The organism is Bradyrhizobium sp. CB2312, assembly GCF_029714425.1.
GTDB lineage: Bacteria > Pseudomonadota > Alphaproteobacteria > Rhizobiales > Xanthobacteraceae > Bradyrhizobium.
This window is the reverse complement of sequence record NZ_CP121668.1, coordinates 6,300,286-6,319,579: the sequence shown is the minus strand read 5'-3', so window position 1 is coordinate 6,319,579 and position 19,294 is coordinate 6,300,286. Positions and strand designations below refer to the sequence as shown.

Genomic DNA, 19,294 nt, shown 5'->3' with positions numbered 1-19,294 from the left:
AGCCTTGAACGACCTTGGATTGGACGACCCTGGATATCAACAGCGTGGGATTTGGAGAGACAACATGACACGAGCATTCGGACTGGTTCCGGCCATCGCGCTTGCGACGGCCTTGTTCGGCGGCACGGCAGGAGCGCAGACCATCAAGATCGGCGTCAATGAGCCGCTCACGGGCGCGTTCGCGGCCTCCGGGACCTATGTCGTCAACGGCGCGAAGATCGCCGCCGACGAGATCAATGCCAAGGGCGGCATCTTGGGCAAGAAGATCGAGCTCGTCATCGAGGACAACAAGAGCAACCCGACGGAGGCTGCCGCCGTCGCCGAAAAACTCATCACCAGCGACAAGGTGCCGGTGCTGATGGGCGCCTGGGGCTCGAGCCTGACGCTGGCGGTGATGCCCAAGCTGATGGAATACGAGACGCCGATGGTGGTGGAGACCTCGTCCTCCGGCAAGATCACGACGACGGGCAATCCCTTCATCTTCCGGATCTCGCCGCCCTCGGCAGTCGAGGCCGCCGCGTTCAAGGGCATCGTCGACAAGCTCGCGCTCAAGAAGGTCGATTTCCTCGTCATCAACAACGACTGGGGCCGGGGCACGGCCGAGGACTTCAGCAAGATGATGAAGGACAAGGGCATCAGCATCGGCCTGGTCGAGACCATGGACCAGGGCGCGCAGGACATGAGCGCGCAGCTCTCCAAGATCAAGAGCTCGGATTCCGAGACGGTGATCGTCACGACAGCGGTCGATCAGCTCACCCTGATCTTCAAGCAGGCGGCCGCGCTGGGCCTGAAGAAGCGCATCATCACCACCGGCGGCTCGCAGAACCCGGACCAGATCATCGCCCAGGCCGGTGCCGCCGCCAATGGCACCATGCATCTGACCACGTTCCTGCCGTGGTTCCCGGACAAGACGCCTAATCCGGAAGCCACCAATTATTTCATCACGGAATGGAAGAAGCGCGGTTTCGAGTTCGCCGGCTGCACCGAGAGTTTTCGCGGCTATGACGGCATCCGCACTGCGGCGGCGGCGATCGAGAAGGCCGGCAAGGCTGATCCAGCCGCAATCAAGGCGGCGCTCTGGGACATCAATATCAAGGGACTGAACGGCGATATCGTGTTCCGCAAGTCCGGTCCCGAGGGCAAGGAGAGCGGGCAGAGCCAGCCGAACGTCTATCTCATCGAGATCAACGACGGCAAGGTCGAGCTGAAGACGCTCTAGATCTAGAGCATGATCCGGAAAAGTGTGAAACGGTTTTCCGGCAAGATCGTGCTCAAACAATAACGCGCTTCGTCGACGACGAGGGCGGTGCATCACCGCCCTCGTCATGTGCGACTTATTCGGGAACGGCTTTGAGCGAATTCCTTCAGCATCTGGTCAATATGCTCGTGCTCGGCGGCACCTACGCGCTGCTGGGCATCGGGCTGACCTTGATCTTCGGCATCATGAACGTCGTGAACTTTACGCACGGCGTGCTCTACACGTTTGGCGCCTACATCATGTTCATCGTGGTGCAGCAGCTCGGGCTGAATTTCTTCCTGGCGTTGCCCGTTGCGGTGCTTGCCGGGTGGCTGCTCGGGGCAGCCATCGAACTGACATTGCTGCGACCGCTGCGCGGCTCCGACATCGATACCACGATGCTGGTCATGATCGGCGCCTGGATCGCGATGCAGTCCGGCACGCTGTGGATCTGGGGCGGTGTCGCCAAATCGGTGGCCACGCCATTCCCCGAGGCGCCGCTGGTGCTCGGGCCGGTGTCGGTCTCCTGGTTGCGCCTGTTTGTTCTGGCTGCGGCAGCGCTGCTCATCTTGGTCACCTATCTGCTGATCAACAAGACCAGCCTGGGACGTGCGATGCGGGCGACGTTCCAGGACCATGACACGGCGTCGCTGATGGGTGTCAACGTGGACATGATCTACACCTCGACCTTCGCGATCGGCTCCAGCCTTGCCGCCGCCGCCGGCGCTCTGCTTGGGCCTGTCTACGTGATCTTCCCGCAAATGGGCGATCTCGCCGCCGTCAAGGCCTTCGCCATCGTCATCCTTGGAGGCCTCGGCAACATCACGGGCGCAGTGATCGGTGGCTTCATCCTGGCGCTGGCCGAGGAATTGGGGGCGGGCTACGTCTCATCGGGTTACCGCGATGCCATGGGTTTCGTGATCATCATCGCAGTCCTGATCTTCCGGCCGACCGGCCTGTTTGCGCGCGCGGAGCGGGTTGGATGAGAGCCGCCGTCACCATTCTCGCCGTCGCGGCCCTGGCCTCAGTGCCGCTCTGGCTGCGCGATCCCTATCTCCTGAACGCGCTGATCACGACCGGCATCTTCGTCATCGGCGCGATGAGCCTCAATCTGCTGCTGGGCTTCACAGGCCAGCTCAGCCTCGGCCACATCGCTTTCTTCGGCATCGGTGCCTATGTCAGCGCGCTGACGTCGCTCGGCTTTGACGTCAGTTTGCCCGGAGACGTCCGCCTGGTTCACGCGCCTTGGCCACCGATTGCGGGCTTCTTGCTGGCAATCCTGGTCGCCGGATTGTGCGGTTATTTCGTCGGGTTGCTCTCCTTCCGCGTCCGCGGCGCCTATTTCGTCATCGTGACCATCTCCTTTGCCGAGGTCGTCCGGCTGGTCGCGCTGAACTGGGTCGAGCTGACGCAGGGGCCGCTCGCACTGACCAACATTCCATCCATCGCGCTGCCCTTGCCCTGGATTGGTGAGCTGACGCTGCGCACCAAGATGCAGAACTACTATCTGGTGCTGGTCGTGGCGCTGGTCGCCTATCTCTTGATCGCCCGCCTCGTTCATTCCCATTTCGGCCGTGCGATGCGGGGGCTGATGGAGAACGAGACGCTTGCCGTCTCTGTCGGCATCGACGTCACCAGGACGCTGACGCTTGCAGCCGTGATCTCGGCCGCGATCGCGGGCGCGGCCGGCAGCCTCTATGCGCACTACATCCGGATCATCGACCCCGAAGTGTTCGCCTTCATCAACACCGTCACCATGGTCATCATGGTGATCAGCGGCGGCAAGGGCTCGCTGGCCGGGCCCGTGGTCGGCGGCCTGATCTTCGGGCTGCTGCCGGTCGCGCTGCGGCCGGTCATGGCGCCGGAGGCGCAGTGGATCGCCTATGGCGGCGTGCTGATCGCAATCCTGTTCGTGTTGCCCCGCGGCATCGTGCCATCGCTCGCACAGCGCTTCATCCGACGGCGCAGCGGCGCGCCGCCGTTGGCATCAGTTGCGCTCACCGAAACCGGTGCCAAGGAGCCGGCGTGATGACCGCCCGCAGCATTGCCATGACCATCGAGCAGGTCGCCGTCCGCTTCGGCGGGCTGGTCGCGATCTCCGACATGAGTTTTACGGTCGGTGAGGGCGAGATCGTCAGCCTGATCGGGCCGAATGGCGCCGGCAAGACCACCGCCTTCAACGTTATGACTGGTTTCCTGACGCCGAGCGCAGGCCAGGTCACCTATCAGGGTACGACGCTGACCGGACTGAAGCCGCACCAGATCGCCGATCTCGGCCTGATACGCACCTTTCAGCGCACCAGCGTGTTTCCCAACGATACGGTCTACGACAACCTCCTGATTGGCTTGCATCGTCAGGGCCGGGTGCGGCTGCTCGATGCCATCCTCGGGCTGCCGGGCGCGCGCGCCTCGGAACGCAGGCTGCGGCAGCGCGCCAGCGAGTTGATCGAATGGGTCGGCCTCGAACGCCGCGCCCATGATGCGGCCGGCTCGCTGTCCTACGGTGAGCAGCGCCTTCTCGGTGTCGCGCTGGCGCTGGCGGCGGAGCCCTCGATGCTGCTGCTCGACGAGCCCGTCTCGGGCATGAACGCCTCGGAAACCCACCGCTTCGTCGAGCTGATCCGCAGCGTCCGCGACCGTGGCATCACCATCCTGCTGGTCGAGCACGACATGCCGATGGTGATGACCGTTTCGGACCGCATCGTGGTGCTGAACTATGGCCGCATCATTGCCGAGGGGACCCCGGATGTGATCCGCAACGATCCGGCCGTGATTGAGGCCTATCTCGGACATGGAGCGGGACGTGCTTGAGATCCGGGACATGGTGTGCGGCTATGGCGGCGTCACGGCGCTGCGCGGCATCTCGCTCGACGTGAAGGCCGGCCAGCTCGTCGCCCTGATTGGCGCCAACGGCGCCGGCAAGAGCACGACGCTGCGTGCGATTTCCGGCCTCGTGCCGCCGCGCGCAGGGCAAATGTGGTTCGAGGGCATCGACATCACCGGGGCGAGACCTCCGCGCGTGCTCGCCAGCGGAATTGCACATTGTCCGGAAGGCCGGCGCGTGTTTCCGCACATGAGCGTCGAGGAGAATCTCGACATGGGGGCTTACCTCCGCCGTGGTTCGGGCGAGATCGCGGCCGACCGCGACCGCATCTACGCGGAATTTCCGCGGCTCGCCGAGCGGCGCCGGCAGGCGGCGGGCACGCTGTCGGGCGGCGAGCAGCAGATGCTGGCGATCGGGCGCGCGCTGATGTCGCGACCGCGGCTGATCATGTTCGACGAGCCCTCGCTCGGCCTTGCGCCCAACATCGTCGAACGCACCTTCGCGATCATCCGCGCTATCCGCGATGCCGGCACCACGGTGCTGCTGGTCGAGCAGAATGCGTTCGCCGCGCTCGAGATGTGCGACCACGCCTATCTGCTCGAGAATGGCCGCATCGTGCTGTCAGGCGCAGGCTCCGAGCTGATCGAGAACGAGCATGTGCGGAAGGCCTATCTCGGTGGATGATGATGCCGCCGGTTCAGCTGGCTTCGGCTGGACGCCGGTCTGCAATCTCGACCGCCTGAGAGCGGAGACGATCGTTCCCGTACATGTTGCAGGCCTCGACTTGCTGGTCATCTGGAACGACGGCGATGCCGTCGCATGCGACCGCGCGTGTCCGCATGAACAGGCGGATCTGGCTTTCGGACAGGTGAGGGCCGGTCGGCTGTTCTGTCCGCGTCACGCGGCATCGTTCGATTTGCGCGACGGGGCGATCAATCCGGGATGGCCGAGCCCGCCGTTGCGGCTTTACCCGATAAGGATCACGGGCGACCAGATCTGCGTGGAAGCGCGACAGCAGCAAGCGCGGCGTCAGGCCCCTGTTTTGCCCGACGAGTCAAAATGATCGATGGTGTCGACGTGCCTGCAAAATTCGTCTTTGAAAACAACGGCATCTCTACTGTGCATGGGGTTGTTTTCGCGTTTTAGTCCAGCAACCGGCGGACGGCGTCGACGAGGACCCCGTCTGGCCGCCGTAGGGCCTCGAGAATGGTGAAATGGTCGGCGCCGTCGACCGGAATGAGCTTGCCGGGGGCCTTCGCCGCCGCGCGCTTGTCGTGGAGATCGATGGAATCGCACACGAGCGCCGGCAGCTCGTTGCTGCCATAGGCGATGTCGAGCCGCTTCGGTGTGACGGGCAGGCGTAACGGCGACAGCGCGGCGATTTCCTCGTCCGTCAGCTTCAGCGCGTTGTCGAGGCCGGTATCGCGGATTGGTGCGAGCTCGTACACGCCTGAGATCGCCAGTCCCGCATGGACACTCGGATGGTTCAGCGCCATCGCTGCGAGATGGGCTCCGGCGGACCAACCCGACAAGACGACCGGTCCGGCAACGCCATAGGACGCGCCGTTTGCGGCAAGCCAGTCGAGCGCGCGCGGGACTTCGGCGACGATGTCGGTGAGGGAAACCTCAGGCGCCAGCGAATAGCCGGGAATGGCAACCGACCAGCCATGGGCAGCGATGCCTTCGACGAGCAGGGCGAACAACTCGCGCGAATTGCGCTGCCAATAGCCGCCATGCAGGAACACCAGGCAGGGCGCCTCAGGCCTGGCGGCCGGGTAGAGATCGATCTTGTTGTTCGCCCGCTGACCGTAAGCCAGATCGAGATGGGATTTCAGCGTGCCTCGCAGCCGGCTGGAGGCTTCGTTCCGTTCGGCGATCAGGGCCGTGCTGTTCTTGACGGCCGCGTTGTTGTCGTAGGCGGCGTCGCGTTCTGCCTGGGATAGCCCGGACCATGCGGAACGGGGATCGAGCGGTCGACCTGTCGAATGAGCATTCTCAATCATAATCACTCCGATGCGCTTGTCCGCACCACTGTTGCGATTTTCCGTGGCACTGCGGATCGCCCGCGTGCTCTAACCTGCGAAGAACGGATTGGCGGGCCGTGCGAGGCCGAGATGTTCGCGCAATGTCGTGCCCTCATAGTCGCTCCGGAACAGCCCGCGCTCCTGCAGGATCGGCACGACGAGCTCAACGAAGTCCTCGAAGCCCTCGTGGAAGTAAGGCGGCATCACGTTGAAGCCGTCGGCGGCGTGCTCCTCGAACCATTGCTGGAGCGTGTCGGCGATGCGCTCGGCCGAGCCGCACAGCACCCAATGGCCGCGGGCGGCGGCGGTGAGATTGTAGAGATCGCGCAGCGTCATGTTCTCGCGGCGGCCCTTGGCTAGCATGACACTGGCAAAGCTGTGATAGCTGTCGGAGGGCGCGATGTCGGGGATCGGCCCGTCGAGATCGTAGGCTGACATGTCACGCCCGAACCGGTCGGAGAGAATCGCGAGCGCGTTGCTGCCGCTGACGAAGCTCTGGAGCACGTTGAGCTTCTCGAAGGCCTCCTTGTCGGTGCGGCCGACGACGGGCATCACACCTGGCAGCACCGTGACATCCTCCGCCTCGCGGCCGAACGCCGGCAGGCGGGTCTTCAGCGAGGCGTAGCCGGCCTTGGCTTCCTCGATATCCTGTACCACCGAGAACACGATGTCGGCGGTGCGCGCGGCAAGCGCCTGACCGGCCTCGGACCCGCCGGCCTGCAGCACGACGGGACGGCCTTGCGGGCTGCGGCCGATGTTGAGCGGGCCTTTCACCTTGAAGAACGCGCCGTCATGGTCGATCGGGCGAAGTTTTGCCGGATCGATGTAGAGGCCGCTGCTGCGGTCGGCGACGATGGCGTCATCGGCCCAGCCGTCCCACAGGCCCTTGACCACATCGAGGAATTCGCCGGCCATCTCGTAGCGGCGGGCGTGATCGGGATGGGTGGTGCCGAAATTCGCGGCCGTGGCCGGATTGGCCGTCGTCACGGCATTCCACGCGGCGCGGCCCTTAGAGATGTGATCGAGCGACGCGAAGATGCGAGCGACCGAGAACGGATCGCTGTAGGTGGTGGAGACGGTGGCGCCGAGGCCGATATGGCTGGTGGATGTCGAAAGCGCCGCCAGCATCGTCAGCGGCTCCAGCCGCAGCGTGTAGGATGGATGGGCCGCCGCATCGGCATAGAGATTATCGCCCATGAAGATCAGGTCGAACTTGCCGCGCTCGGCAGTGCGGCCGATCTCCTGGATCGCCGTAAAGTCTTGAAAACTGTCGACTGCGCCGGGATAACGCCAGCCCGCGACATGACTGCCGGTGCCGAGGATGAACAGGCCGAGATGCATCTGTCGTTTCATGGCGTCATGTCCAGAACAAGAATTTTCGCTCAAGGAAGCCGACCAGGCCGAAGAAGGCGAGGCTCGCCGCAGACGCCACGAAGATCGCCGACCAGACCTGGACGAAATCGATCTGGAGCACGGCCTGGTAGATCACCCAGCCGAGCCCGCCATGCGCGCCGAGCATCTCGGTGACGATCGCCACGATGACGCTGCGTACGGTGGAGACGCGCATGCCGGCGAGCAGCAGCGGCAGGGCGGTTGGCAGTCGCAATCGCCAGAGCACGCTGAGGCGGCTGGCACCAAAACTCTTCATGAGGTCGACGGCGCGGCGATCGACCCGGTCGAGCCCGGCCAGCATCGACAGCAGGATGGTGAAGCTCACCGCCATCGCCACCATCACGATCTTCGAGCTGACGCCGATGCCGAACCACAGCAGGATCAGCGGTGAATAGCCGACCACGGGCACCGAATTGATCGCAGTTGCAAGCGGTAGGATCGCACTGCGCAGTGCCGGGACCAATGCGATGGCGATGGCGAGGCCGATGCCGATCAGGCAGCCGAGCCCGTAGCCGACCAGCGCCTCGAAGAGAGTGTAGCCGGCGGCATCGGTCAGCGTTGCGCGCTTCGACCAGAGGCCCGCGACGATATCACTGACCGCGGGGAGCACATAGGCCGGCAGATGCAGTCCGCGCGCAGTGCCTTCCCAGCACGCGATCAGGAGGACGGCGCCCAAAAAGCCGCGCTGAACGGCGAGCGAGGGGGAGGCGATCGCGCGGCTCATTGCTCGGCGCTCCAGAACACCAGCCGCCGCTCGACCGCGGCGACCACCGCATAGAAGCCGGTGCCGAGCAGGGCCGCAGCGAGCAGGGCGCCCCAGATCGCCACGACGTTCTCGGTGAACATGGCCTGGAGCAGCAGAACGCCGAGGCCGGTGGTGTCGCCGAACCATTCGCCGACGATGGCGCCGACGAGGCTCAATGACGCTGCGAGCCGCAACGCCACGAAGATCTGCGGCAGCGCGGTCGGCAACTGCAGGCGCAGCAGGAGCTGGCGGTTGGAGGCGCCGAAGCTGCGCATCAGCGCCACCTGCTTGGGGTCGACCGTCTCGAGGCCCAGCAACGTGTTCACGGTTACCGGAAAGAAAGTCAGGTAGAATGCGATGATTGCCTTGGCGAGTAAGGTGTTGCCGAACCAGAGCACCACCAGCGCGCCGAAGGCGATGACCGGAATGGTCTGCGACACCACGAAGATCGGGAAGATCATCTCGCGCAGCGCCCGGATACGGAAGAACAGGATGCCCATGAGCACGCCGAAAGCGCCGCCGGAGGCGAAGCCGATCAGCGTCTCGGCAAGCGTCCGCAGGAAGCCGTCAACATAGGCGCGCGGCGTCGCCGCCATGGCCATCAGGATCGTGCTGAGGCGCGGCAGATAATAGGGGCGGATGCCGAACAGCAGCACCGCGCCTTCCCAGATCACCGCCGCAATGGCAAGGCCGAGCAGCAGCCGGATCACCTTGCGCAGCGGATCCGGCATGGTGATCGACCGTGCAGCCGCTCGCCCGTCATCAAGCGATGTCGCCGCAGGGCTGCTCACGGCAGCCGGTCCGCCTGCGGGACGCTCTGGATGAAGCTGGCGTCATAGGCCGCGGCGAGATCGACCGGCTTGGAGATCACGCCGTACTTCAGGAAGAAGTCGTGGGCGGTCTTGACCGCGTCCGCGTCGATCCAGAACATGCCGTTCTTGGCGGCCGCGCCAGATGTCATCAAGCGCTTCACCTCGGTGAGCATGAACTCCTGCTGCGCGCGGTCGAGCGTCGGGGCTGCGGCCATCACGGTGTCGACGGCGCCCTTGGGATCCGAGAACGCGTCCTTCCAGCCCTTCAGCGAAGCGCGCAGGAATGCCTTGACGAGCTCCGGCTTCTCCTTGGCGGTCGCCTCGGCGACGATCAGCGTGTCGCGCGGGAAGGTGATGCCGTAATCCTCGGCGACGAAGGTCTTCAGGCTGTCCTTCGGCATGCGCGACTGGATTGTGTAAAACTCGTTGTAATAGGTTGCGGTGACCACATCGACGCTGCCGTCGACGAAGGGCGTCACCGAAACCTGTTGCGGCTGGATCTTCAGCTCGTCCGGCTTGACGCCTTCCTTGGCCAGCATGCCGTTGAGCACGTGGTTGGCGCCGGTGAACCAGGTGGTGACGGTCTTGCCTTTGAAGTCCTGGATCGTCTTCACCGGCCCGTCCTTGCGGGTGACGAAGATGAAGGGAGTGATCTGGTGCGACACGCCGATGCAGACGATCGGCAGGCCCTTGTCGCGCGCCGCGAACACGCTGTCGGTGCCGCCGGACAAGCCAAATGTGTCGGCGCCAGTCGCGACCAGGTTCTCGGTGAGCAGATTGGGGCCGCCGGGATTGATGGTGAGGTCGATGCCTTCGGCCTTGTAGTAGCCTTTGGCGGCCGCGACGTAAAAACCTGCAAACTGCGCCTGCGGCAACCATTTCAGGCGCAGGCTCGCCTTCTGCAAGTCGGCTGCTGGCGCAGCCGTGACAAGGGAGCCGGTCGCCAGTGCGATGGCGGAGAGGACGGCGAAGGCGTGGCGTCGGCTCAACATGGTCATACTCCAGGCGGTGAAAATCAATTGCGGTAAGACGGATCGGTGCGGTCGAGCTGGCGCATCAGCGCCGGCCATTCGCGTTCGCCGGGCACGAGGATGTCGCCCTGCAATTGCCAGAACTGGCGAGCGGCCTTTTCGCAGATCTCGTGCGGCGGCATCACCAGCGTGGCGCCGGCTGCGGCCGCCGCCTGCATCTGAAGCTGGATCCGCGCGGCGCGCTCGAAATAATAGAGCAGCATGAAGGCCTCGCCCGGCGTCCGGCCGACGGTGAGGATGCCGTGATTGCGCATCAGCATCACCTTGTGCGGGCCGAGGTCGCGCACGAGGCGCGTCTGCTCGTCGAGGTCGATGGCGACGCCTTCGTAGTCGTGGAAGGCCTGGCGCTCGTAGAAGCGCATCGCGAACTGGCTCAGCGGCAGCAGGCCTTTCTCCTGGCCGGAGACCGCAACGCTCGCGTCGGAATGGGTGTGCAGCACGCAGGCCGCGTCATGGTTCGACGTGTGGATCGCAGCATGGATCACGAAGGCCGCGACGTTGACGGCCTGCGCACTGTCGTCGAGCTTGTTGCCCTTGGTGTCGATCTTGACGAGGCTCGACGCCGTGATCTCGTCGAACAGCAGCCCGTAGGGATTGATCAGGAACTGATCCTCGGTACCGGGTACGCGCAGGGAGATGTGATTGTAGATCAGATCGTCCATGCCGAGCTTTGCGACCATGCGATAACAGGCCGCGAGCTTGATGCGGGCATCCCACTCGGCGGGTTCGATGCCATGTGGCGCGTGCTCTCTGGCTGACATCGCGTTCACTGCGACTTCTCCTGAGCGATCGAGGACTGGAACGATTTCATGCTTTCCTCCTCGATCGCATCGAGCAGCGTGCGCTTGAGCCGCACGAATTCGGGAGAGGTGACGATCTCGGGCTTACGCGGTCGCGGCAGATCGACGATTTGTTCGAGCTTCACCGAGCCGGGACGCGCGGTCATGACCAGCACACGGTCGCCGAGGAAGATCGCTTCATCGACGTCATGGGTGATGAAGAGAATGGTGCGGCGGTATTTCTGCCAGACATCGAGCAGCCAGCGCTGCATCATCGCCCGCGTCAGCGCGTCGAGTGCGCCGAACGGCTCGTCGAGCAGCATCAGGTCGCGCTCGAACAAGAAGGTGCGCATCAAGGCGACGCGCTGGCGCATGCCGCCGGACAATTGATTGGGATATTGTTTCTCGAAGCCGGCGAGGCCGAACCCGGGCAGCATCTTCAGCGCCTTGGCGCGCGCCTGATCGCGCGGCATGCCCTCGACCTCGAGCGCGAGGATGGCGTTGTCCACGACGTTGCGCCAGGGAAACAGCAAATCGCGCTGCGGCATGAAGGAGACGCGGCCGAGCAGGTCGGCGGCGTGGCAGCTCTTGCCCTCGAAGCGCAGGATGCCGCCGACATCGGGCTCTTCGAGGCCGGCGACGATATTGAAGAGGGTGCTCTTGCCGCAGCCGCTCGGGCCGACGACCGTGACGAACTCGCCGGGGGCGATGCTCGCCTGAAGCCCCGAAAGGGCCGCGACAGCACCGAAGGTCTTGTTGATCGCGCGCAGCTCGAGCAGCGGCTCGGGCTTCGGGTGAGCCTGCGGGGCTTCGATAGTCGGTCCGGAATCGGGGAGGCGAGCGGCCTGCACCAGCATGTCCTTGTATAATGGCAGCGGCCATTCGCATACGAAAGCGGGCCGCGTTAAAATCTCTTAGCAACTCGTGTGCCAGTGCGATTTCCGGGCAAATCAGGCATAAGACTTGCGAGATGGACGATGGATCTGTCGGAGACACGTGCATCTCCGAGAGAAAACAGCTCGTTTCGTTGAGATGTGAGCGTCAATATGTATACCTATATTGGCATCGGAGAAACATGGTGGCGGATATTGGTGCACATGGCGGAGGCAGACGCGTGAAAAATGGGCACGAAACGCTTGCCGCGAGCCCCGGAATGACGCTCGCCGAGAGCCTGCGCCAGAAGCTCGAGGGGGCGATCGCGGCAGGCCATCTCGGGCCGGGTAGTCGCCTCGACGAGCAGGAGATCGCCCAGCGTTTTGGCGTCTCGCGCACACCGGTGCGGGAGGCGTTCCGCCTGATGGCCGCCAACAATCTGGTCGAGCTGCGCGGCCGACAGGGCGCGACGGTCCGCAGCATCAAGGCGCAGGCGCTGATCGAGATGTTTCAGGTGATGGCGGAGCTGGAGGGGCTGTGTGCAAGGCTCGCCGCCCGGCGGGTCTCTCAGGCTTGGGGCACAGAAATTAACGAGATTCACCAGCGGCTTGTGGCGGCGGGTGAAACTGGCGACATAGACGTTTTCTACGACATCAACCAGGAATTCCACGAAGCGATCTACGAGGCTTCGCGCAACAGCTTCCTGGCCGATCAGACCCGCAAGCTGCGCAATCAGGTGGCTGCCTATCGCCGCCGGGTGACGCGCATGCCGAACCGGATTGCCGACACCGTCCGCGAGCATGAGGCGATCATGCAGGCGATCCTGGCCCACGATCCCGAGCGGGCGCACAGCGCCATGAGGGACCACGTCAATCTGCTCGGCGACAACCTCTTGGACTTCCTCGCCGCCTTCGAATGACCTCTCGGCCTCTTGGTATGCAAATTGCTAGACATTGTATATCTAGCACGCATCCTGGAGACCCGGAGTGGACCTGAAGCTGACGAAGAAGACCGCCTTGATTACCGGCGCGTCGAAAGGGATTGGACTTGCGGTGGCCGAACTCTTCGCCGCGGAGGGTTGCCATTTGCATCTCGCCGCCCGCAACGGCGAGGCGATGCTCGAGGCCAAGAAGCAGCTCGAGGCCCGTCATGGTGTGAAGATCACCATCCATGCGCTGGATCTGTCGAGCACGGCTGCGATGGAGAAGCTCGCGGCCGAGGTCGGCGACATCGACATCCTGATCAACAATGCCGGCGACATCCCCGCAGGCTCGCTGGAAATTCTCGACGACGCCGCCTGGCGGCGCGGCTTCGATCTCAAGGTGTTCGGCTACATCACGCTGTCGCGTCTCTATTATCCGCGCATGAAGGGCAAGGACGGCGTCATCATCAACATCATCGGCAATTCCGGCGAGAACTGGGACGCAAGCTACATCGCAGGCTCGACCGGCAATGCCGCGCTGATGTCCTTCACCAAGGCGCTCGGCGGCCGCAGCCTCGACCACGGCGTGCGCGTCGTCGCGGTCAATCCGGGGCCGGTTGCCACCGACCGTATGCTCAAGATCATGAAGCGCAAGGCGATCGACATGCTCGGCGACGAAAGCCGGTGGGAGGAGCTGTTCGACAAATATCCGGGCAAACGACCTGCGACATCGGAAGAGGTCGCCGATCTCGTCGCCTTCCTGTCGTCGCCGCGGTCCGGCTACATCACCGGCACCGTGGTGACGATCGACGGCGGCATCGCCGCACGTGGCTCGGTGATCTGAGGCGTCGATGTCGAAGCCTCAATCCGCTGCACTGGTCCGCAACCGCTATTTCGACGAGCTCTCGGCGACGCCTGGACTCTATTGGCTCGGCCAGAACACCAACCATATCGAGAGCCACCCCGCTGTGCGCGAGGCGATGCTGCGCTCGATCGAGGCGGGCGAGTTCAACGCCTATGCCCCGCCGCTCGGCTTCGAGGCGTTGCGCGAGGCGATCGTCGCCGATCTCGGCACACCGGGTGCGGAAGCGCTGGTGACCGAGGGCGGTGTCAACGCACTGGCGATGATCTGCCGTGCACGCTGCAAGCCCGGCACCACGCTTGTCACCACCGATCCGACCTGGAAATGGCCATGCCTGTTCGCGCGTCAGCAGGGCGCCGAGGTGATCGAGATCCCCATCTACGATCCCGCCTGCAATTACCGCCTGACGCCGGAAGCCTTGAAGGCGAATGTGGACGAGCGCACTGCGATCATCTATCTCGTCGATCCCAACAATCCGCTCGGCATCCGCTATACAAGAGAGGAGATCGAGAGCTTTGCCGTGATCGCGCGCGATTGCGGCGCGCTGCTGGTGCACGACTGCACCTACCGCGATTTCGCCGACGGCCACACGCCGGCGCTCCACGTGGCGCCGCAAGGCTCGGTGGTCTCGACCAGCTTTTCCAAATGGCTCGGGCTTGCCGGCCTTCGGATCGGCGCGCTCGTCGCAGCGCCTGATCTGTTCGAGGAACTGGCGCAGACCTCCACCAGCGTGCTCGGTGCGAGCGTCATCGCCCAGCGCGCGGCGCAGGCGGGGCTGTCGGTCAAGGCCGAGTGGATGAAGAAGGTCCGCAGCATCGACCGCGCCAACAAGGCGATGGTCCAGGAGGCGGCGGCCGCAATCGACGGGCTGGCCCTGCCGATCATGCCCTCGCACGGCAACTTCCTCGTACTGGAAACGATCGCGGCCGGCATCCGCCCCGAAGCGCTGGTCGAATGCTATCGCCGTCAGGGCATCATGATCCGCCAGGGCACCTATCACACTCAGCGCTTCGGCGACCGTTTCGTGAAGATCAGCACCTCGGTGCCGCAGGCCTGGGTCGAAAAGCTCTGCACGCTACTGCCGGACATGGTCGCGCAGGCGCGCACGCTCAACGACCTGCCGCCGCAATTTTAGGGACGATGCCGATGACGATGATTACGACGAAGGACGGCGTGAAGCTCCATGTGGAAGAGGCGGGCGAGGGCACGCCGATCCTCTTCATCCACGAATTCGGCGGCAATCACGACAGCTGGGAGCCGCAGCTGCGCTATTTCAGCCGGCGTCATCGCTGCGTCACTTACGCCGCGCGCGGCTATTCGCCGTCGGACGTGCCCGACAGCGTAGAGGCCTATTCGCAGGCGATCGCCGCCGATGATGCGGTCGCTGTGCTCGACGCACTGAAGATCGATAAGGCGCATATCGTCGGCCTTTCCATGGGGGGCTTCTGCACGGTGCATTTCGGCCTGCGCACGCCGGAGCGCGCGCTGTCGCTCACCGTGGCTGGCGCCGGCTATGGCTGCGAGAAGGAATTCGAGGGGCATTTTCGCGGCGTCTCGCTCGAAGTCGCCGACAATTTCGAGAAGCAGGGCGCGAAGGAGTTTTCCAAGATCTATGCGCTCGGCGCGAGCCGGGTGCAGTTCCAGAACAAGGATCCGCGCGGCTGGCAGGAATTTGCCGATCGCCTCGCCACCCATTCCGATCGCGGCGCCGCCAACACCATGCGCGGCGTGCAGGCGCGGCGGCCGTCGTTCTATGATCTCGAAGACGGCCTGAAAAAGATGATAGTGCCGACGCTGGTCGTGGTCGGTGACGAGGACGACCACTGTCTCCAGCCCGGCATCTTCCTGAAGAAGACCATTCCCGCCTGCGGCCTCTCGGTCTTCCCCAAGACCGGCCACACGCTCAATCTCGAAGAACCGGCGGCGTTCAACGCGCTGCTCGCCGAGTTCATCGCCCAGGTCGAGGCGGGACGTTGGCTGCCGCGCGATCCGCGCGCGCTGCCGGGCCAGATCATGCGCACGAAGTAGTCGATGACGAGCGAGCCTCTGATCAACGCCGACCGGCTCTGGACTCGCTTGATGTCGCTCGCCGAGATCGGTGCGACGCCGGCCGGTGGTGTCAACCGCCAGGCGCTGAGCGACGGTGAGATCGCCGCCTGGCGCCGTGTCATCGGCTGGGCGCTGGAAGCAAGACTGACGCCGTCGACGGACGCTGCGGGAAATTTGTTCCTGACGCTGGCGGGCCGCGATCGCGCCGCGCCGCCGCTGCTGCTCGGCAGTCATCTCGACAGCCAGCCGACCGGCGGCAAGTTCGACGGCGCGGCCGGTGTGATGGCGGCCTTGGAGGCGGTGGTCTCGTTGGCCGGGAAAGGCGAGACGCCCGTGCGCGACGTCGTCGTCGTCGCCTGGATGAACGAGGAGGGCTCGCGCTTTGCGCCGGGCATGATGGGCTCGGAGGCCTTTACCGGCGAGCGGGGCATGGACGCGATCCGCGCCGCGCGCGACGCGGATGGCATCAGCGTCGGCGAGGCGCTCGACGGCCTCCACCAGGCTTTCCCCGATATCCCGCACAGGCCCCTCGGCTTTGCCGCCGGGGCCTATCTCGAACTGCACATCGAGCAGGGACCGCTGCTGGAAGCGGCCGGCTGCACCATCGGTGTCGTCACCGGCATCCAGGGCAAGAAGACCTTTCAGGTGGTGGTCGAGGGTGCCGAGGGCCATGCCGGCACGCTGGCGCAGCAGGAACGGCGCGATGCGCTCGCGGCCTTTGCGGAGGTCGCGAGCGCACTTCATGCCGAGATCGGCGCCATCGATGCCGACATCAAGTTCACCATTGGCCGGGTCGCCGTCGTGCCTAACGCGCCGTCCGTGGTGCCGTCGCGCGTCAGCTTCAGCATCGATCTGCGCCATCCTGACAATGTCGTGCTCGATGCGGCGGCTGCGCGCATCAAAACTCTATGCCAGGAGAAGGCCCCGCCGTGCTCGGTTACGGTGACGCCGCTCGTGGATGCGCCGTCGAACGTCTTCGATCCGCGCCTGCGCGCGAGCATCGCGAAGGCTGCGCGGGAGCGGGGGCATTCCGCCATGGCGATCCTTTCTGCCGCGGGTCACGATGCCCGTCATCTGGCCAAGGTCTGCCCGGCTGCGATGATCTTCATCCCGTGCCGCAACGGCGCGAGCCATGTGGAGCATGAATGGGCTGAACCCGATCATGTCGCGGCCGGTACCGCCGTGCTGGCACAGGTGCTGCGCGAACTCGCCTTCGCGCCTGCCATCGAGGCGTGAGGACACCGATGCAAGATGTGGCTCCTCGGGAGTACCGCGACGCGATGGCCTGTCTCGGCGCGGCCGTCACCATCGTCGCGACCGACGGGGCTGCGGGCCGCGCCGGGTTCACCGCATCTGCGATCTGCAGCGTCACTGACGATCCGCCGACGCTTCTGGTCTGCATCAACCGCGGCTCCTCCGCCTATGACAGCGTGACCCGCAATAAGGTGGTATGCGTTAACGTGCTCTCGGCGCGTCACGAGCGACTATCCCGCCTGTTCGGCGGCAAGGTGCCCGCGGAGGAACGCTTTGCCGCTGCGGCGTGGTCGACACTCGCAACCGGCGCGCCCGTGCTGGCCGACTGCGCCGCGGCGTTCGACTGCCGGATTGCGGACGTCGTCAATGTCGGCACGCACGATGTGCTGTTCTGCCGGGTCGTCGCGCTGCAAAGATCTGGCTGCGCCGACAATCTGATCTATTTCGGCCGCGCCTACCACACGATCGGGGTGATCAATCCGGCCGAGGCTGGACCCGAATCCGCTCTTGGCCGATCCGCCGGCGGCTATCGCCAGCCGTTGCCCGCTGTAGATATCTCAGCGAAGTTTGCACCAACATCGATGCGGGAGCGGTGGCTACAATCTCCGGCGCCCTCTCTCGCTGCTCGCGAAGTACATCACATCGGTGTCCTGTGCCGCCGAGCTTGCCGGCGGCTACGCAACAGTGGGCGTAGCGCAGCCACACCCAAGTCAAGCGCTTGCTCCAGCACGTTGCTCACTGGTTGATGCCATTCATCTAAAGCAATCATGCTCACCATCATCACCTGGACCTGGTGATCGCCCGTGCTCCGTCGACGCTCCGCCTTGTCCGCAACAGCGATCAGCTCGTGACGAGAAAATTGCAATCGGCCGAGCGGACGACCAGCCAAACTGCACTTGCAATGTTTAGTAAACCGTGCATTACTAAACAAATCGAGCCTACCGGGCCTATAGAATCCGGGTGGCGCGAGGAAACGCCAGTTTAGTTGTTCAGCTCGTCATGGACTGTGTCGCTCTGCTCGAAGCATTCGAGCGGGTAGGAAAGCCGCGCCATGTCGATGGCCGGCCCACTCGGAGGGAACGTGCAATGAAACGAACGATGAAGACGCTTGTAGTGGCATGCGGGGCTGTTGGCGCCGCGTTCGGCGTCGGAGCGGGCACCACGCCTGCGCAGGCGCAAGGCAAGACCATCACGTTGTGCTGGGCCGCATGGGATCCCGCCAACGCGCTGGTCGAATTGTCGAAGGGCTTCACCGCCAAATCGGGTATCGGTATGAAGTTCGAATTCGTGCCGTGGACCAATTACGCCGATCGATTCCTGAACGAACTCAATTCGCACGGCTCGCTGTGCGACCTCATCATCGGCGATTCACAATGGATCGGCGGCGCTGCGGAGAACGGCCAGTACGTCAAGCTCAACGATTTCTTCAAGAAGGAAGGAATCAGCATGGACGACTACATGCCGGCCACGGTGGTCGGCTATTCCGAGTGGCCGAAGAACACACCGAACTACTGGGCGCTGCCGGCAATGGGCGATGCGGTGGGCTGGACCTATCGCAAGGACTGGTTCGCGCGGCCGGACGTGCAGAAGGACTTCAAGGCCAAGTACGGCCGCGAGATCGGCGTGCCGAAGACGCTCGATGAGCTCAAGGACATCGCGCAGTTCTTCCAGGGCCGCGAGATCGACGGCAAGAAGGTCTACGGCGCCTCGATCTATACCGAGCGCGGCTCGGAAGGCATCACCATGGGCGTCTCGAACTACCTCTACGACTACGGCTTCAAATACGACGATCCGAAGAAGCCCTATGCGATGGATGGGTTCGTGAACTCGGCCAGCGCGGTGAAGGGGCTCGAGGCCTACAAGGAGCTCTACAAGTGCTGCACGCCGCCCGGCGCCTCCAACTCCTACATGTCGGAAGGGCTTGATGCCTTCAAGTCCGGCCAGGTCGCGCTGCAGATGAATTTCTTCGCGTTTTTCCCGGGCCTCTACAAGGATCCGAATGTCGGCGGCGACAAGATCGGCTTCTTCGTCAATCCGGCCGGTCCCGCAGCGCAAGCGACGCAGCTGGGCGGACAGGGCATCTCGGTGGTCTCCTACTCCAAGAACCAGGCCGAGGCCCTGCAATACATCAAGTGGTTCTCCGGCGGCGACGTCCAGAAGAAGTGGTGGGCGCTCGGCGGCTATTCCTGCGCCAAGTCCGTGCTGAACGACCCGGGCTTCCCGAACAGCGCGCCCTTCGCCAAGGAGTTCCTGCAGTCGATGGGAATGGTCGTCGACTTCTGGGCCGAGCCCTCCTACGCCCAGTTGCTGCAAGCCGAGCAGAAGCGCGTGCATGACTATGTGGTTGCCGACAAGGGCACCGCTCAGGAAGCGCTCGACGGTCTGGTGAAGGACTGGAAGGCGATCTTCAAGGAAGAAGGCAAGAAGTTCTGATGCGAGCTGCCCGGAGCGCGTGCGCTCGCGCTCCGGGTTTCCTTCGAGATGACCGGA

19 protein-coding genes and 1 pseudogene are annotated in these 19,294 nt (G+C 64.2%); 13 read left to right on the top strand and 7 right to left on the bottom strand.

The genetic code is table 11. From position 1 onward, the window contains the following. The first annotated feature begins 64 nt into the window (after positions 1-64). The 6 genes from QA642_RS31030 (at position 65) to QA642_RS31005 (ending at position 5,124) form a co-directional block, all read left to right on the top strand. A complete protein-coding gene (locus QA642_RS31030) occupies positions 65-1,219 on the top strand; it encodes an ABC transporter substrate-binding protein (RefSeq protein ID WP_283080251.1) in 1,155 nt (384 codons plus the stop codon). 131 nt (positions 1,220-1,350) lie between these two features. Then, positions 1,351-2,223, top strand: coding sequence for a branched-chain amino acid ABC transporter permease (locus QA642_RS31025; RefSeq protein ID WP_283080250.1), 873 nt, complete (start codon positions 1,351-1,353; stop codon positions 2,221-2,223). Then, a complete protein-coding gene (locus tag QA642_RS31020) occupies positions 2,220-3,266 on the top strand; it encodes a branched-chain amino acid ABC transporter permease (RefSeq protein ID WP_283080249.1) in 1,047 nt (348 codons plus the stop codon). The genes QA642_RS31025 and QA642_RS31020 overlap by 4 nt, the downstream gene beginning before the upstream one ends. Then, complete coding sequence (locus QA642_RS31015) at positions 3,266-4,048, top strand: ABC transporter ATP-binding protein (protein WP_283080248.1); 783 nt, start codon at positions 3,266-3,268, stop codon at positions 4,046-4,048. Before QA642_RS31020 ends, QA642_RS31015 begins: the two co-directional genes overlap by 1 nt. Further along, positions 4,041-4,745 carry an ABC transporter ATP-binding protein gene (locus QA642_RS31010; protein WP_283080247.1) on the top strand — a complete coding sequence of 235 codons (705 nt, stop codon included), beginning with the start codon at positions 4,041-4,043 and terminating at the stop codon, positions 4,743-4,745. Before QA642_RS31015 ends, QA642_RS31010 begins: the two co-directional genes overlap by 8 nt. Beyond that, a complete protein-coding gene (locus tag QA642_RS31005; protein WP_349253803.1) occupies positions 4,738-5,124 on the top strand; it encodes a Rieske (2Fe-2S) protein in 387 nt (128 codons plus the stop codon). Before QA642_RS31010 ends, QA642_RS31005 begins: the two co-directional genes overlap by 8 nt. 79 nt (positions 5,125-5,203) lie before the next feature. Here the strand turns inward: QA642_RS31005 and QA642_RS31000 are convergent, their stop codons facing one another. The 7 genes from QA642_RS31000 to QA642_RS30970 all read right to left on the bottom strand — a co-directional run bounded on the left by QA642_RS31000 (position 5,204) and on the right by QA642_RS30970 (position 11,701). After that, complete coding sequence (locus QA642_RS31000) at positions 5,204-6,064, bottom strand: alpha/beta hydrolase (RefSeq protein ID WP_283080245.1); 861 nt, start codon at positions 6,062-6,064, stop codon at positions 5,204-5,206. Positions 6,065-6,133: 69 nt separating this feature from the next. Beyond that, positions 6,134-7,438, bottom strand: a complete 1,305-nt coding sequence (locus QA642_RS30995; protein ID WP_283080244.1) for an LLM class flavin-dependent oxidoreductase — start codon at positions 7,436-7,438, stop codon at positions 6,134-6,136. A gap of 4 nt (positions 7,439-7,442) precedes the next feature. Continuing rightward, positions 7,443-8,201 carry an ABC transporter permease gene (locus QA642_RS30990; protein WP_283080243.1) on the bottom strand — a complete coding sequence of 253 codons (759 nt, stop codon included), beginning with the start codon at positions 8,199-8,201 and terminating at the stop codon, positions 7,443-7,445. Beyond that, entirely contained in the window at positions 8,198-9,013 is an 816-nt protein-coding gene (locus QA642_RS30985) for an ABC transporter permease (protein ID WP_283080242.1), read from the bottom strand. Before QA642_RS30985 ends, QA642_RS30990 begins: the two co-directional genes overlap by 4 nt. Further along, positions 9,010-10,026: an ABC transporter substrate-binding protein gene (locus tag QA642_RS30980; protein ID WP_283080241.1), complete on the bottom strand. Its 1,017-nt coding sequence runs from the start codon at positions 10,024-10,026 to the stop codon at positions 9,010-9,012. The genes QA642_RS30985 and QA642_RS30980 overlap by 4 nt, the downstream gene beginning before the upstream one ends. Positions 10,027-10,049: 23 nt before the next feature. Next, positions 10,050-10,835 (bottom strand): class II aldolase/adducin family protein, encoded by a 786-nt coding sequence (locus QA642_RS30975; protein WP_283080240.1) that lies wholly within the window; start codon positions 10,833-10,835, stop codon positions 10,050-10,052. After that, complete coding sequence (locus QA642_RS30970) at positions 10,832-11,701, bottom strand: ABC transporter ATP-binding protein (RefSeq protein WP_283080239.1); 870 nt, start codon at positions 11,699-11,701, stop codon at positions 10,832-10,834. The genes QA642_RS30975 and QA642_RS30970 overlap by 4 nt, the downstream gene beginning before the upstream one ends. Positions 11,702-11,997: 296 nt before the next feature. Here QA642_RS30970 and QA642_RS30965 point away from each other — a divergent pair, with 296 nt between their 5' ends. The 7 genes and pseudogenes from QA642_RS30965 to QA642_RS30935 all read left to right on the top strand — a co-directional run bounded on the left by QA642_RS30965 (position 11,998) and on the right by QA642_RS30935 (position 19,237). Continuing rightward, positions 11,998-12,636 (top strand): GntR family transcriptional regulator, encoded by a 639-nt coding sequence (locus QA642_RS30965; RefSeq protein ID WP_283080238.1) that lies wholly within the window; start codon positions 11,998-12,000, stop codon positions 12,634-12,636. Positions 12,637-12,703: 67 nt separating this feature from the next. Further along, positions 12,704-13,483, top strand: a complete 780-nt coding sequence (locus QA642_RS30960) for an SDR family oxidoreductase (protein ID WP_283080237.1) — start codon at positions 12,704-12,706, stop codon at positions 13,481-13,483. A gap of 7 nt (positions 13,484-13,490) precedes the next feature. After that, positions 13,491-14,636, top strand: coding sequence for a pyridoxal phosphate-dependent aminotransferase (locus QA642_RS30955; RefSeq protein WP_283080236.1), 1,146 nt, complete (start codon positions 13,491-13,493; stop codon positions 14,634-14,636). Positions 14,637-14,647: 11 nt separating this feature from the next. Further along, on the top strand, positions 14,648-15,529 hold the full coding sequence (locus QA642_RS30950) for an alpha/beta hydrolase (RefSeq protein WP_283080235.1): 882 nt from the start codon (positions 14,648-14,650) through the stop codon (positions 15,527-15,529). 3 nt (positions 15,530-15,532) lie between these two features. Continuing rightward, a complete protein-coding gene (locus QA642_RS30945) occupies positions 15,533-16,786 on the top strand; it encodes a Zn-dependent hydrolase (RefSeq protein WP_283080234.1) in 1,254 nt (417 codons plus the stop codon). Between the two features lie 8 nt (positions 16,787-16,794). Beyond that, positions 16,795-17,271 (top strand): annotated as a pseudogene (locus QA642_RS30940) (flavin reductase); the annotation flags it as partial. Between the two features lie 619 nt (positions 17,272-17,890). Continuing rightward, positions 17,891-19,237, top strand: a complete 1,347-nt coding sequence (locus QA642_RS30935; protein ID WP_283080233.1) for an extracellular solute-binding protein — start codon at positions 17,891-17,893, stop codon at positions 19,235-19,237. Positions 19,238-19,294: the final 57 nt, after the last annotated feature.